Origin of the sequence: Glutamicibacter sp. NPDC087583 (genome assembly GCF_044743685.1) — a bacterium.
In the GTDB taxonomy this organism is placed as follows: domain Bacteria; phylum Actinomycetota; class Actinomycetes; order Actinomycetales; family Micrococcaceae; genus Glutamicibacter.
In genome coordinates this window covers 244,126-257,965 of the sequence record NZ_JBIUWY010000001.1, presented here as the reverse complement: position 1 = coordinate 257,965, position 13,840 = coordinate 244,126, and the positions used below count along the sequence as shown (strand labels likewise).

General features: G+C 59.0%; 14 protein-coding genes. 9 read left to right on the top strand and 5 right to left on the bottom strand.

Annotated features, from left to right (window positions below; all coding sequences use genetic code 11):
• Positions 1–38: 38 nt before the first annotated feature.
• A complete protein-coding gene (gene htpX, locus ACIOU9_RS01215) occupies positions 39–917 on the bottom strand; it encodes a zinc metalloprotease HtpX (RefSeq protein WP_105656899.1) in 879 nt (292 codons plus the stop codon).
• 238 nt (positions 918–1,155) lie between these two features.
• On the opposite strand from htpX, the gene rarD reads away from it, so the two are divergent.
• Positions 1,156–2,094 carry an EamA family transporter RarD gene (rarD, locus tag ACIOU9_RS01210; protein ID WP_105656900.1) on the top strand — a complete coding sequence of 313 codons (939 nt, stop codon included), beginning with the start codon at positions 1,156–1,158 and terminating at the stop codon, positions 2,092–2,094.
• Between the two features lie 94 nt (positions 2,095–2,188).
• Here rarD and gabT read toward each other — a convergent pair whose 3' ends face one another.
• The 3 genes from gabT to ACIOU9_RS01195 form a co-directional block, all read right to left on the bottom strand.
• A complete protein-coding gene (gene gabT, locus ACIOU9_RS01205; protein ID WP_133833599.1) occupies positions 2,189–3,532 on the bottom strand; it encodes a 4-aminobutyrate--2-oxoglutarate transaminase in 1,344 nt (447 codons plus the stop codon).
• Positions 3,533–3,738: 206 nt separating this feature from the next.
• Positions 3,739–3,882, bottom strand: a complete 144-nt coding sequence (locus tag ACIOU9_RS01200; protein WP_105656902.1) for a methionine/alanine import family NSS transporter small subunit — start codon at positions 3,880–3,882, stop codon at positions 3,739–3,741.
• Positions 3,883–3,884: 2 nt separating this feature from the next.
• Positions 3,885–5,492 (bottom strand): sodium-dependent transporter, encoded by a 1,608-nt coding sequence (locus ACIOU9_RS01195; RefSeq protein WP_105656903.1) that lies wholly within the window; start codon positions 5,490–5,492, stop codon positions 3,885–3,887.
• A gap of 114 nt (positions 5,493–5,606) precedes the next feature.
• Here ACIOU9_RS01195 and ACIOU9_RS01190 point away from each other — a divergent pair, with 114 nt between their 5' ends.
• From ACIOU9_RS01190 to ACIOU9_RS01175, 4 genes are all read left to right on the top strand, one after another.
• A complete protein-coding gene (locus ACIOU9_RS01190) occupies positions 5,607–7,010 on the top strand; it encodes a PucR family transcriptional regulator (RefSeq protein ID WP_133833598.1) in 1,404 nt (467 codons plus the stop codon).
• An 18-nt stretch (positions 7,011–7,028) separates the two neighbouring features.
• Positions 7,029–7,463 (top strand): hypothetical protein, encoded by a 435-nt coding sequence (locus ACIOU9_RS01185; RefSeq protein ID WP_133833597.1) that lies wholly within the window; start codon positions 7,029–7,031, stop codon positions 7,461–7,463.
• Complete coding sequence (locus ACIOU9_RS01180) at positions 7,463–7,975, top strand: HIT family protein (protein ID WP_133833596.1); 513 nt, start codon at positions 7,463–7,465, stop codon at positions 7,973–7,975. Before ACIOU9_RS01185 ends, ACIOU9_RS01180 begins: the two co-directional genes overlap by 1 nt.
• Before the next feature lie 183 nt (positions 7,976–8,158).
• Positions 8,159–8,329, top strand: a complete 171-nt coding sequence (locus ACIOU9_RS01175; RefSeq protein WP_166650716.1) for a hypothetical protein — start codon at positions 8,159–8,161, stop codon at positions 8,327–8,329.
• Positions 8,330–8,412: 83 nt separating this feature from the next.
• Here ACIOU9_RS01175 and ACIOU9_RS01170 read toward each other — a convergent pair whose 3' ends face one another.
• A complete protein-coding gene (locus ACIOU9_RS01170) occupies positions 8,413–9,510 on the bottom strand; it encodes a polyprenyl synthetase family protein (protein WP_402695880.1) in 1,098 nt (365 codons plus the stop codon).
• Between the two features lie 290 nt (positions 9,511–9,800).
• Here ACIOU9_RS01170 and ACIOU9_RS01165 point away from each other — a divergent pair, with 290 nt between their 5' ends.
• The 4 genes from ACIOU9_RS01165 to ACIOU9_RS01150 all read left to right on the top strand — a co-directional run bounded on the left by ACIOU9_RS01165 (position 9,801) and on the right by ACIOU9_RS01150 (position 13,779).
• Positions 9,801–11,138: an isochorismate synthase MenF gene (locus tag ACIOU9_RS01165; RefSeq protein ID WP_402695878.1), complete on the top strand. Its 1,338-nt coding sequence runs from the start codon at positions 9,801–9,803 to the stop codon at positions 11,136–11,138.
• Positions 11,139–11,304: 166 nt separating this feature from the next.
• Entirely contained in the window at positions 11,305–12,093 is a 789-nt protein-coding gene (locus ACIOU9_RS01160; protein WP_133833594.1) for an ABC transporter substrate-binding protein, read from the top strand.
• Between the two features lie 98 nt (positions 12,094–12,191).
• A complete protein-coding gene (locus ACIOU9_RS01155; RefSeq protein ID WP_105656910.1) occupies positions 12,192–12,983 on the top strand; it encodes an amino acid ABC transporter permease in 792 nt (263 codons plus the stop codon).
• A gap of 13 nt (positions 12,984–12,996) precedes the next feature.
• Entirely contained in the window at positions 12,997–13,779 is a 783-nt protein-coding gene (locus tag ACIOU9_RS01150; protein WP_133833593.1) for an amino acid ABC transporter ATP-binding protein, read from the top strand.
• The last annotated feature ends 61 nt before the right edge of the window (positions 13,780–13,840 follow it).

Sequence of the window (13,840 nt, the reverse complement as noted above, 5' to 3'; positions counted from 1 at the left end):
TATGAGATGCGGCCTTAAGCCCAGGAGCTGCTTTGCACTTAGTATCCGCGTCCGCCAGCCATCGCTTCAAGCCGTGCGATGCGATCCTCCATTGGCGGGTGAGTGGAGAACATGCGCTTGAGGCGCGAGCCGAATGGATTGGCGATCATCAGGTGCGAGCTGTTGACAAGCTTCTGGTCATTGGAAGCCAGCGGAGCCTGCGTAATCCCCGATTCCAGTTTCCGAAGCGCGCTCGCCAAAGCCAGCGGATCATTGGTCAGCTTGGCTCCGTCCTCGTCTGCATCATATTCGCGGGTGCGGCTCACGGCCATCTGTATGATCGACGCTGCCAGTGGCGCCAGCAGGGAAAGGGCAATCAAGGCGATCGGATTCACCCCGCGGTTGTCATTGCTGTTGCCGCCGCCGAAGAACATCAGAAACTGGGCAACGGAGGTGATGACACCCGCAACCGCGGCGGCGACCGAAGAAGTGAGGATGTCCCGGTTGTAGACATGCATCAGCTCGTGGCCCAGCACCCCGCGCAATTCGCGTTCGTTCAGCAACTGCAGGATGCCTTCGGTGCAGCACACCGCCGAATTCTGCGGGTTGCGGCCGGTGGCAAAGGCATTCGGCGAAGTGGTTGGCGAAACGTACAGTCGCGGCATCGGTTGCTGCGCGTTCATCGACAGCTCACGCACGATTCGGTACATTCCCGGCTGTTCCGCTTCGCTGACCGGGTAGGCGTGCATCGAGCGCAGAGCCAGCTTGTCGCTATTCCAATAGCTGTAGGCAGTAGTTCCGAGGCCGATCAAGGCAAATATCCAAATGAACATTGAACGGCCGGTGCCCGCAGATATCAGCGAGCCAATGGCCAGCAGCAGGGCAAACATTCCGCCCATCAAAAAGGCGGTTTTGAGTCCGTTGTTATGTCCATGCACGGCGATGCACTCCCTCAATGAAGCAAACCAAGTTGGTGTTCTCTAGTCTAGTCAACGACTGGAATTCTATTTATGTTCCGGTGAAAATATCACAGTGCCGCGTGCAATGGCAGGCACCGCCGGCCCTGGGGAATATCCAGACGGCGGGAACGTTGTAGTTTTAAGATGCGGTTCCACAACTTGTTTCCCGGTGGGCCGCTCCCTTGATCCATTTTGTTTCTGAAAGTGTGCGCCCTGCATGTCCGTAAGTACCGCTAAACCGATCCGTTCAGAACATAGCTACGGACTGATCCAAGGCACCGCCGCGTACCTGATTTGGGGCATGCTCCCGGCTTACTTCCTATTGCTGCCTGACATCTCGGCCTTCGAATTCGTTGGCGTTCGCGTGATCTTCTCATTGGTTTTCTGCCTGCTGCTGCTGGCGTTCACGCGCCAGGTCAAGCAGTTCCTTGCGATGTTCAAGGATTCCAAGACCATCTGGCAGTTGGGACTGGCTAGTGTTCTGATTGCAGCTAACTGGACTCTCTATGCACTGGCGGTCTTGACCGGACATGTGCTGGAAGCCTCGCTGGGCTACTTCATCAACCCAATTGTGGCAATCCTTCTGGGTGTCGTCGTCCTGAAAGAAAAATTGCGTCGGCTGCAATGGATCGCTGTTGCCATAGCCACCGTTGCTGTACTTGTCTTGACGATCGGCTTGGGACAGGTCCCTTGGATTTCCCTCGGCTTGGCTTTCTCCTTTGGCTTCTATGGCCTGGTGAAGAACAAAGTGGGCCAAAGCGGAACTGCGCTGGGGTCCTTGACCATTGAAACCGTCTGGCTGACCCCGTTGGCCATCGGCTATCTGGTTTGGCTGGCCGTTGACGGGAAGTCTGCGCTGTTCTCGGCTGATGTTCCTGGCCTCTCGCTTTTGGCAGCGAGCGGCATCATCACCGCCGTTCCGCTCTTGCTCTTCGGGGGCGCGGCTCGCCGCCTGCCTTTGAGCACCTTGGGCTCATTGCAATTCCTCGCCCCGCTCTTGCAGTTCATCCTGGGCCTGCTGGTCTTTGGCGAGCACATGCCATTCGAACGCTGGGTTGGTTTCGCCTTGGTATGGGTTGCGGTGCTCTTCGTGCTCGTGGACATGATGCGAACTCCACGCATTGGCTCCATGCCGGAACCGAAAAAGTTGGTCTGAACGCCCGGTCGCACTCACCGCCGATACGGCGAATGCCTCGAATCTCCCGTGGGAGGTTCGAGGCATTCGCCGTTTAGGACCAGTTTTGAGCTACTTAGGCGACAGCCTTGCGGATCGCATCTTCCAATACGTTGAATGCATCTTCGAGCAGCTCGTCGCCGATCACCAGCGGAGGCAAGAGGCGAACCACGTTGCCGTAGGTGCCGCAGGTGAGGATCAAGACGCCCTGGGCCAGGCATTCGGCTGCGATGGCCTTGGTCAGCTCGGCGTCCGGCTCCTTGCCACCAGCCTTGACGAATTCCATTGCGACCATGCCGCCACGGCCACGGATGTCGCCCAGTTCCTTGATGTCCTTCTGCAGCGCACCGAAGCGGGTGAAGAACTTCTCTTCGATCTCGCGGGCGCGGCCCGCCAAGTTCTGCTCTTCCATGAACTTGATGGATTCCAGAGCCGCGGCCACAGCAACCGGGTTGCCGCCGTAGGTGCCGCCCAGGCCGCCACCGTGCACCGAATCCAGCAGTTCGGCACGGCCGATAATGCCAGACAGCGGCATGCCGCCGGCGATGCCCTTGGCCAGGGTGATGATGTCAGGCTCAATGCCTTCGATGTCCGAGGCGAACCAGGCACCGGAGCGTGCGAAGCCTGCCTGGACTTCGTCGGCAACGAAGACAATGCCGTTTTCCTTGGCCCATTCGGCGATGCGCGGCAGGAAGCCGGTGGCCGGAACGATGAAGCCGCCCTCGCCCTGGATCGGCTCGATGATGATCGCAGCGATCTGGTCGCCGCCGATCTGCTTTTCCATGGCCAGGATCGCGCGCTCGGCTGCTTCCTTGCCGGAGATGTTCGGGTTCTCTTCGCGGTATGGGTAGCTCATTGGCATGCGGTAGATCTCCGGTGCCAGTGGGCCGAAGCCGCGCTTGTATGGGGCGGCCTTGGCGGTCAAGCCCATGGTGAGGTTGGTGCGGCCATGGTAGGCGTGGTCGAAGGCGACTACTGCCTGGCGGCCGGTGGCAATGCGGGCTACCTTGATGGCGTTCTCTACCGCTTCGGCACCGGAGTTGAAGAAGACTGCACGCTTCTCGAAGTTGCCCGGAGTGATGGCAGCCAGCTTCTCGGCTAGCTCGATGTAGTTCTCGTACGGAGCGACCATGAAGCAGGTGTGGGTGAAGCGCGCGGCCTGTTCGGCGACGGCTTTGGCTACTGCCTGATTCGAGGCGCCAATGGTCGTTACGGCGATGCCGGAGCCCAGGTCAATCAGCTGGTTGCCATCGACATCGACAATGATGCCGCCATCAACCTCTGCCGCGTACACCGGCAGGCTGGAAGCTACGCCGGCAGCAACTGCTTTGGCTCGGCGTGCGGTCAGTTCCTGCGACTTCGGGCCGGGGAACGGACCATTGATCTTGCGCTTCTGGTCAATGCGGTAGGTAACGTCCATGTGATTGTCCTTCCATAACTTATTCGTGAGCTCACTGGCCCTGTTGTCTCTATAACTAGAGAGTATTCTCCCGGCTGCCCGGCCACTACGCGGATCGGCACAACACGTTTCGTGTCGCATAGTGCATCTGCACAGGAAAAGGCCTCTTCATTCCAAGCCGGGGCTTGAAACGAAGAGGCCTTCGATCCAGATGCTGCTTGCAGGTTCTAGTTGCCTGCCGAGCCAGCTGGCTCGATCACATCGTCGTCGTGCTTTTCAGGGTGGCGGTTCAGGCTGATCAACGAGATCGCCAGGCCGCCCCAGATGGTGAGCATGGAAATAATCATGAAGACAATCGCGATAGCGCTCATGGCTAGTATTCCTTTCCGGAAGCTTCAGGAACTTCTTCCGCCTCGACATTCGCACGATGCTGGTCGAATTCGGGATCATCGATCTTCGAGTTCTTGCTCCATGGAACCAGCGACAGCAGGACTGCGCCAACAATCAGCGCTCCAGCCATGCCCCAACCGAAGACACCGTTGAACCAAACCGGGTAACCGCTGTAGGACTCAGCCATCTTGCTCTGGATTTCATTGATCAGCATGTAGCCCAAAGCTGCTGGGCCGATGCCGCCAACCAGGACCTTCCAACCGGTACCCAGCTTGATGGAACTGTGGCGGTTCAGGTGCTTGGCCAGCTTAGGCAGCATGCCCAGGCCTGCACCGAAGACGATCACCATGACCAAAGCACAGGCCAGGATGCCGAATTGGTTCACGAAAGCGTCCATGGTGTCCAGCAGATACAGGCCCGTGGTGGTCGGGAACAGCACCAGCGAAACCAGGGCCACAGGAATTCCCACGACCAGGGTCGCCGGAACACGCTTCCAGCCCAGCTTGTCCTGGAAAGCTGCCACGATAACTTCAAGGATGGAAATCAGCGATGTCAGGCCAGCGAAGACCAGCGAACCGAAGAACAGCACACCGATTAGCGCGCCCAGGGGCGCCTCGGAAACGATGGTCGGGAAGGCAATGAAGGCCAGGCCGATGCCGGAGGTGGCAACTTCGTCCACAGAGCTGCCGGCGTTGTAGGCCATGAAGCCAAGCGCCGCGAACACGCCGATACCTGCAAGCAGTTCGAAGCTTGAGTTGGCAAAGGCAACAACGTAGCCCGAACCGGTCAGATCGCTCTTGCGCTTCATGTACGACGAGTACGTCACCATGATGCCGAAAGCCACGGACAGCGAGAAGAAGATGTGCCCGAAGGCCGCAGCCCACACCGCAGGGTTTGACAGTGCCGCGAAGTCAGGGGTGAAGAATGCGTTCAGGCCATCGATAGCTCCCGGCAGGAAGACCGACTGGACTACCAGAATCAGGAACATGACGATAAGCAGCGGCATGAAGACGGCGTTTGCCCGGGAAATACCCTTGTTCACACCGGCGACCATGATCACGATGGTCACCAGCCAAACGAAGAACATCGGGATGAAGATGTTGCCGACGAAGTCGAAGCCGACGTTGACGTTTTCCGAGACCTTGAGGAAGTCGTTCATGAAGAACCCGGCGGCGCCGTCGGCGTTCTTGTCCCAAGCCTTGGTGATGGAGAACCAGCAGTACATGGCCGCCCACGCAATGATGGCCGCGTAGTAGATGGCGATGATGAAGCAGATCAGTACCTGCCACCAGCCCAGGACCTCGGCCTTGCGGTTGGCCCGGCGGTACGCCAGCGGAGCAGAGCCGCGGTAGCGGTGGCCGATGGAGTAGTCGAGGAACAGCAACGGAATACCGGCGCAGAGAATTGCGACCAGGTATGGGATCAAGAATGCGCCGCCGCCGTTTTCGTAGGCGACGTAAGGGAAACGCCAGATGTTTCCCAGACCAACGGCCGAACCAATCGCTGAAAGGATGAACAACTTTCGGGAGCTGAAAGTCTCACGCTTCTCGGTTGCGAGTGGAGCGCCCTGTGATGAAGATGGAGTGCTCATGTGTCTAAGCTACTGCAAAACTTTCACATTGTGGTCATTTCTAGGGGTCGCGTGTCCACATTTTGAGCATATTGCTAAATCGGGAACTTTTCGCCATCCCTCTAGAATGGCTATATGGCAATTAGTTTACGCGGTCTTCTGGAACATGACGAGCTCGATCTTCGACCGCTGACTGAACACACCCACCGCGATGGCATGGTCATCACCTGGGGCGCGGTGACCGAGCTGCTTGACCCGTCGCAGTTCCTGACCGGGCGAGAAATTGTGTTGACCACCGGCGTGCGCCAGAAGACAAAAGCCGCACAGCGGCAGTTCGTCAAAGTCCTTGCGGCCAACGATGCCGTCGCTTTAGGTTTCGGTACAGGTCTGGAACACGCTTCAGTACCGCAAGCGACCGTTGAAGCCGCCCGCGAAGTAGGGCTTCCTGTCTTCGAGGTGCCCTATCAGATACCCTTTGCCGCAATTACCCGGCTGATCGCCGAAGCACTGAATTCCGACCATCTCAAGCGTGTTGAAAGTCTGTTGAAATCCCACCAGAAGCTGGCCCAGACGCTGCTTTCCTCGGATCTGGACAGCATGCTCGAGGAACTCGAGCGAATGCTCGGCACCCAGGTAGCGCTGACCCTGCACGGCGAAGTGATCAGCGGGGACTATGACCCTGCACGTTCCTGGAATGAGCGCCCAGTGGCCACGGGCCTGCGTGATAAGTGCACCCTGCATATTGCAGAACCCTATGTCCACCATCCAGTAGTCGATTACGCGCAGTCGCTGATCGGGCTGGAACTGGCCAATAAATCCCGCCTGCGCGCCTCGCAGCGCCATGCCAACGGCCAGGTGCTCGAGGACCTCGCCACTGGCGCCCTGGTTGGCGCCGATGCCGCTGGCCGCCTTGGGGCACTTGGCTTGAATACCCAGCGTGAGCACTCGGTCATCCTGGTGCAGGCTCCATCACAGGTCGAGCGTTTGCAAACTCTGCCACTGCCCGCAGATCTGTCCTCGCAGGTCTCAGCCATCATAGATGGCCGCTTGGCGATCATTGTCGCGCACAGCAAGCTGCAGCTGTCCATCAAGCACCTCGATGAGTATCTGCTCGCGGCCGGCCTTCCGGCTCGGGTGGGCTACGGCGGGCGCTACCCGAATACCACCGGCATCCGCTGGAGCTACTTCGAGGCCCTAGAGTCCCTGCGCCACGGAGAGCGGGTCAACGAACCCACCAAGCTTTCTCTCACCTCGCTCTTGCTCGCCGCCCACGATGTTCCGCTGCAGGATTTGGCCATCGAAGCCCTGGGCCCGTTGCAGGAATTCGACGCCTCCCACGATTCTGACCTATTGCTGACCTTGCGTGAATACCTCAACCGCGATGGCTCGGTGGGGGCAGTGGCCGAGTCCTTGGGCCTGCACCGCAATACGGTGCGCTACCGGATCCAGCAGATTTCCGATCTTTCTGGCTACGACCCTAATGTGACTAGCGACCGAGTCCAGCTCTGGATCGCGTTGAGTGCCCTTGAGCTGGGCTAATCTCGATAGGATAAAGACATGGCAGACATGTTTCTAGAGAAGTTCTGTTCCCTGGTTCCCAAGTACTTGGAAGACCAGTGGAACGAAGCCGATGGCTTGAGCGCCGAAGAATTGCGCGAAGGGCTGGCGCAGTCCAAGGTTTCAATTCCATTTGTCCTTGAAGAGTTCTATCGTGCTCTGGGCAACAATGAGGATTTCATGGAGGCCTACCACTACTTCTTCGACCCTGAAGAACTGGAAATCGAAGACGGCTACCTCCTGTTCCTGGAAGATGAGGAAGAGAAGTTCGTGTGGGGCTTCAAGGCATCCCAGCTCGATGTTCCGGATCCAATCGTCTACCGCCGCAGCAATGCCAAGGGAAAATGGACCAGCGAGGAAGGCACCTTCAGCGAATTCACCCTGGACATGTACACCTGGGTGTTTGAAGAGCTGGCCGCCGAATTGGAGGACTAGTGCTCCACCGTTCCCATGAACCAGCCAACTACCAGTGTCCCTTCTGCGAGCTGGTCAACGACCAGCCTTTCAGCCTGGACAACTTGTGCGCGCCCACGGATCTGATCTACCAGACAGATCTGGTGGCAGCAATCATGGCTTGTGATGGGTTCGGCAATTACGGCGGGCACGTGATGATCATTCCGACCGCGCATCTGGAAGCGCTCTACGATCTGGACGAGCAGACCGGCGCCGCGATCATGCGGGAGACCAAGCGCGTTGCCTTGGCGATGAAGCTCGCCTGGAATCCCGAGGGCACGAGCACTCGGCAGCATAATGAGCCTGCGGGCAATCAGCATGTTTGGCATTACCATCAGCACGTTTTCCCGCGCTACGCCGATGACGAGCTCTATCGGCAGCTGCGCCACCGGGTATCGATCCAGGATCGGGCCGGCAAAGCGCAGCAGCTGCGCCAAGCGCTCTTTTCCCCCGAGCATCCGCAGCCGCTGGTCCCGGAGAACATCGTCCGATAAGCACGAGGGCATGACGCTGGCGCGAGCGGGCCCCGGGAACGAGAATTCGTTGCCGGGGCCCGCTCGCCACTTATGGGAGACCTCAGGCATTTTCCGCTCAGCACTAGGGCCATGCTCCCGGTTTACAGGAATATCATCACTGAGGTGGTACTGCATCTGTCAGGACCTTCATAAGATGAAGACATGAATCCCCTGGTCCCGAATACCTACGAACTGATTATTTTCTACATCATCCCGGCGCTTGTGGCCATTGGCCTGGTCATTCTCGCCGTCAGATTCTTTACCGCCAGCAAGAATCGTCCTGGGAGTAAAGCGTCGACCGACGACGGGCAGAACTGCAACGACCAGCTCTAGCAGGGATCTGGCAGCAGCCGCGGGCAAAACAGAACCCCGGAAGACCTTCGCAGTCTTCCGGGGTTTTGCTTGTTCAAGCTTGCCTAGGCTTCGCGGGTAACAACCGCATCCGCGAAGGAAATCAGCGCCTGCTTCACGGTGCCCTCGGGCAGTGGAGCCAAGACGGCAATCGCGTCATCGGCCCACTGGCGTGCGGCCTTCCATGCATCATGGATTGCCTGGTGCGAGGTGACAGCTTCCACAGCGGCCGCCAGTGCTTCATCGGTGGCCAGGTCCGCATCAACCAGTTCGACAGCCTGCTGCGCTTGCGCGTCGCCCTCGGCTGCTGCCTGGCGCAGCAGCAGAATTGGCAAGGTCGGCACGCCTTCACGCAAATCGGTGCCCGGAGTCTTGCCCGAGTCGGCTTCCGTGGATGCCAAGTCGATCACGTCATCGGCGACCTGGAAGGCAACGCCAACCTTTTCGCCATACTCGCGCAGTACCTCAATGTACTGCGGGGCGCCACCGAAACGGGCGCCGAAGGCTCCGGAGGTGGAGAGCAGCGACGCGGTCTTGTCGCTGATTACCTGGATGTGGTGCTCGATGGCATCGTCGCCCTCGCGCGGGCCGATGGATTCATGCAGCTGTCCGAGGCACAAGCGCTCGAAGGTGCGCGACTGCCACATGACTGCTTCTGGGCCCAGCTCGGATCCGAAGACCGATGCACGGGCGAAGATCAGGTCGCCGGCGAGAATCGCCACCGAGTTGCCCCACACCTCGTGAGCTGTTGGTGCACCGCGGCGCATTGGAGCGGAGTCCATGACGTCATCGTGGTACAGGGTTGCCAGGTGGGTGAGTTCCACTACGGCAGCGGCCTTGATGACATCGTCATTCACGCCGTCGCCCAGCAGGGAAGTCAGCAGCACCAGCAGCGGACGCACTCGCTTGCCTCCGGCCTCAACTAGGTGGCGGCTGGATGCGTCGATCAAGGGGTCGGAGTTGGCCAGCGCGTCGCGCAGCAGCTTCTCCACCTTTGCCAAGCCGATGGAAATAGCCGGACCGAAGTCCGGGTCCTCGGCCAGCAAAGCGAAGCCCGAGGGAAGATTGATGGCCGCAGCTAATGCAGCGGTTTCAGGATTCAGCTCAATCGAGTCGGACACGTCGTGTCCGGCTGCGGTCCAGTTGCTCTTCGAATCAGTCACTGTTCTACGGCTTACTTATCTTTCATCGGGTTGGCCATCGCGGTATGCGAAGGCAATCTGCCTGCAAGATGCACGCAAACATCTCTTCACTCTAGCCGATGCTTTCCACTGCACATTGCTGGCATGGCCAGACCGGGCATACCGGTCTGGTACCAGCGACCTAGGAGGTCGTTTTAGAGTTTACCGGGTTCCCCCGGCACTTCTCACCAGACCCGGCCGATCTCACAGGGGTGACCACGGACACCCGCAAGCCTTTTCCCCCGGCATTGCGCGGTAGGCTTAGCCTTATCATGTCTGCAGATTCGCCCGTTCTTAGCGCCAGCGCTCATCAGCCGTCGGCTCCTGTTCTCACCAGCATCACCTTTGAATACCTTGATGCCCCCGAAACACTAGTTGCCGACTCATTGCGTCACCGAAGCTTGGTCTGGACCCGCAACGGCCACGGTCTGGTTGGCTTTGGCACTGCGGCCCGCTTGCACACCCACGGCGAAGAGCGCTTTGCACGTGCCCGCGCCTGGCTTGCACAGGTCATCGAACAGGCACAGATCATTGACCCGATCGCCCGCCCCGGCAGCGGCCTGGTGTCCTTCGGTTCTTTTGCGTTCTCCTTCACCAGCGTCTTCGAATCGCGTATGGTGATCCCGCAGCTGGTGATCGGTCGCGATGAGGAAAAGTCCTGGATTACCATCACCGGCAGCGCAGAGGAACTCGACGGGCTGACCTACCAGCAGGCCTTGGCCCGCGCCGAAGCCGCGATGGCCGATGCGTCGTTGCCGGCGGGCGAACCGGGCAGCATCGAACTGACCAGCGGGCAGCTGACCGCCGGTTCCTATCTTGATGCCGTGGATCAGGCGCTGGGCCGTTTCGAGGAACGCGGAATTTCCAAGCTGGTGCTGGCCCGCGATGTGTTGGCGCATAGTTCCACCCCGATCAATCTTGCCCGCGTGGTCGATGCGCTGACCGAGCACTATGGCAATTGCTGGACCTATTCAGTGGACGGCCTGGTAGGCGCTACCCCGGAGATGCTGGTGCGCGTTACCGACGGCTTGGCCGAGGCCCGCGTATTAGCTGGCACGCTGGACCGCGCGGCCACTGGCGCTGAGGACCCCGGTTTCGCGCACCGCAACCTCTTTGAAGATCCGAAGCAGCGCAACGAGCACCAGCTGGCCATAGATTCGCTCACGGCTTCCCTGAATCCCATTTCGCACGGCATGAGCGCGCCGGAAGAACCTTTTATTCTGCAGCTTCCCAATGTTTGGCATTTGGCCAGCGACGTACGCGCCCAGCTGCGCGCCGATGCCGCCGGCGTTCTGCCTACCGCACTGGATGTTGCCGAGATTTTCCATCCGACCGCTGCCGTGTGCGGCACGCCGACCAAGAAGGCTGGCGTGCTCTTGCGCGAGCTGGAAGGCATGGACCGCGGACCGTATGCCGGCCCCGTGGGCTGGGTTGACAGCCGTGGCGATGGCGAATTCGGCATCGCGCTGCGTGGCGGAATCCTGGAAGACGAAAAGCTGATGCGCTTGTACGCGGGTTGCGGCATTGTTCCGGGCTCGGTGCCCGAGGATGAACTAGCCGAATCATGGGCGAAGATGCGCCCCATGCGCCAAGCCCTCGGAGCCGAGTAGGCGCAGGCTGCACAGCGGATCAAGGCCGCTAGGATCGCACTGAGCATAAATAATACTTAGCCTCGACGCGACATGTGTGAGGTGAATCTCAGCCTAGTGTTGCCCCGGTTATGATTGTGGCTACGCACTGATCCACTCGCATAACCCGAAAGTAGGTTCTGATCCTATGCGTAGTCTCAAGAAGAAGTTCGCCTCCGCAGTTGCCGTCACGTCCGTTGCACTGCTGGCTCTCACCGCCTGCGGTTCCGGCTCCAGTTCCGAAGGTGAAGCCGAAGCTGGTTCCTTCCCGCTCAACGAAGGCAAACTCACCATTTGCTCAGACATTCCTTACGAACCATTCGAATTCGTCAAGGACGGCAAGAACGTCGGCTTCGATATGGATATCGCTGCCGAGATTGCCAAGGATGCAGAACTGGATCTGAACGTCATCGACGCCAGCTTCGACTCCATTGAATCCGGCCTGTTCAGCACCCAGTGCGATATCGCGATCTCCTCGGTATCGATCACCGAAGAGCGTTCGGCCAAGATGGACTTCTCCACCCCTTATATGGATGACGATCTGGTGCTGATTTCGGCTGACGGTTCTGAAATCAAGGATCTTGAATCCGCCAAGGACAAGAAGGTCGGCGTCCAGCAGGCCACCACCGGCGAGAAGTACGCCAAGGAACAGGGCTTGAGCAACATCGTTGGCTTCGAGGATGCCGGTTTGCAAACCCAGGCACTTCTGGCTGGCCAAGTGGATGCATTGCTGGGCAACCAGTCGGTATTGGGCTACGCGATCAAGGATAAGGACGGCTTCAGCGTCGTGGCCGACTTCAAGACCGGCGAGCAGCTGGGCATTGCAGTTCCGCAGGACCAGCCCAAGACCCTGGAACTGGTCAATGGCACCCTCAAGCGGCTGGCCGATGCAGGAACCATGGAAGAACTGACTGTGAAGTGGTTCGGCGAGAAGTAATTCTCGAGCATCAACTGATTCCAAGGCAAGCGGGGGCATGGACTGCACCCACAGGTTGGCAGTCCAGCTTCCGCTTCCTTTATGAGAGGTAATCAAGCATGGCAATGACTACACGTCAGCGCGCCCGCATGAGCAAGACCATTCAAATCGCCATCTTCATCATCGCGATCATCGCACTGGTCTTGGCCGTTGATTGGAACAAGGCCATTTATGCCTTCTTCTCCTTCGACAAATTGGGACCGATGTTCCCTGGCATGATCTTGGTCGGTCTGAAGAACACGATCTTCTACACGATCATCTCCTTCGCCTTCGGCCTCATCCTGGGTCTGCTTCTGGCCCTGATGAAAATGGCGTCCTTCGCGCCATATCGCTGGTTCGCCACTGCATTTATCGAATTCTTCCGCGGTATTCCAGCCATCCTGGTCCTATTGGCCTTCGGCTTCGGCTTGCCTCAGGCGTTCGGAACCCAGTGGCCGCAGCCGGTCAATGTCATGTGCGCCTTGGGCCTGGTCTCGGCCGCCTACATCGCTGAGACCCTGCGTGCAGGCCTGCAGGCGGTGCCCAAGGGGCAGACCGAAGCTGCCCGTTCGTTGGGCATGCCAGCGTGGCGTGCCATGGTCACCATCGTGATTCCGCAGGCGTTCAAGATCGTCTTGCCGCCCATGACCAACGAAATCATCTTGCTGACCAAGGACACCTCGTTGGCATTCATCCTCGGTGCGTCGATGGCCCAGTACGAAATGACCAAGTTTGGCCGTGACGGCATCTCGCAAATCGATGCCGGCATCACCCCGCTGGTCGTCGCCGGCCTGTTCTACTTGGTGATCACCATCCCGCTGAGCTTGGTGGCCCGCAAGTTTGAATCCCGCGCCGCCAAGACCAAGCGATAGATAGGACTTGAAAATGTCGACTGACACCAATGAACTTTCAGTCCATGCTTCGGGCGTGGAAATCACCGGACTGCGCAAGTCCTACGGTAGCAACGAAGTGCTCAAGGGCATTGACCTGAATGTTGCTCCGGGCGAGGTTGTCTGCCTGATCGGCCCATCCGGTTCAGGCAAGTCCACTCTGCTGCGTTGCGTGAATTTGCTGGAGCAGCCAAACGGAGGAACCATTATGGTCGGTGGCTTCAATGTCACCGATCCCGATGTGAACCTGGACAAGATGCGCCAGCAAGTAGGCATGGTCTTCCAGCAGTTCAACCTCTTCCCGCACCTGACCGTGCTGGAGAACTGCACGATATCCCCTATCAAGGTGCTCAAGCGCAAGAAGGCCGACGCCCAGAAGGTCGCGTTGCGCAATCTGGAACGTGTAGGCCTGGGCGACTTCGGCGATCGCTACCCCGACCAGCTTTCCGGCGGCCAGCAGCAGCGCGTGGCCATTGCCCGAGCGCTATCCATGGAACCAACGCTGATGCTCTTCGATGAGCCAACCAGTGCATTGGATCCGGAGACCGTGGGCGAGGTCCTGTCCATTATGAAGAATCTGGCCCAAGCGGGCATGACCATGCTGGTGGTCACCCACGAGATGGCTTTCGCCAAGGAAGTTGCTGACCGCGTGTTCTTCATGGACGGTGGCGTCGTGGTGGAAGAAGGCAAGGCCGTGGATGTCATTGGCAATCCGCAGCAGCCACGTACCCAGGACTTCCTGCGTCGCGTGCTCGATCCCACGCACGTGGATATCTGAGTTCAACTGCAAAAATTCCCCTGCGTTGCCCGTCTTTGCCGACGGGCAAGGCAGGGGAATT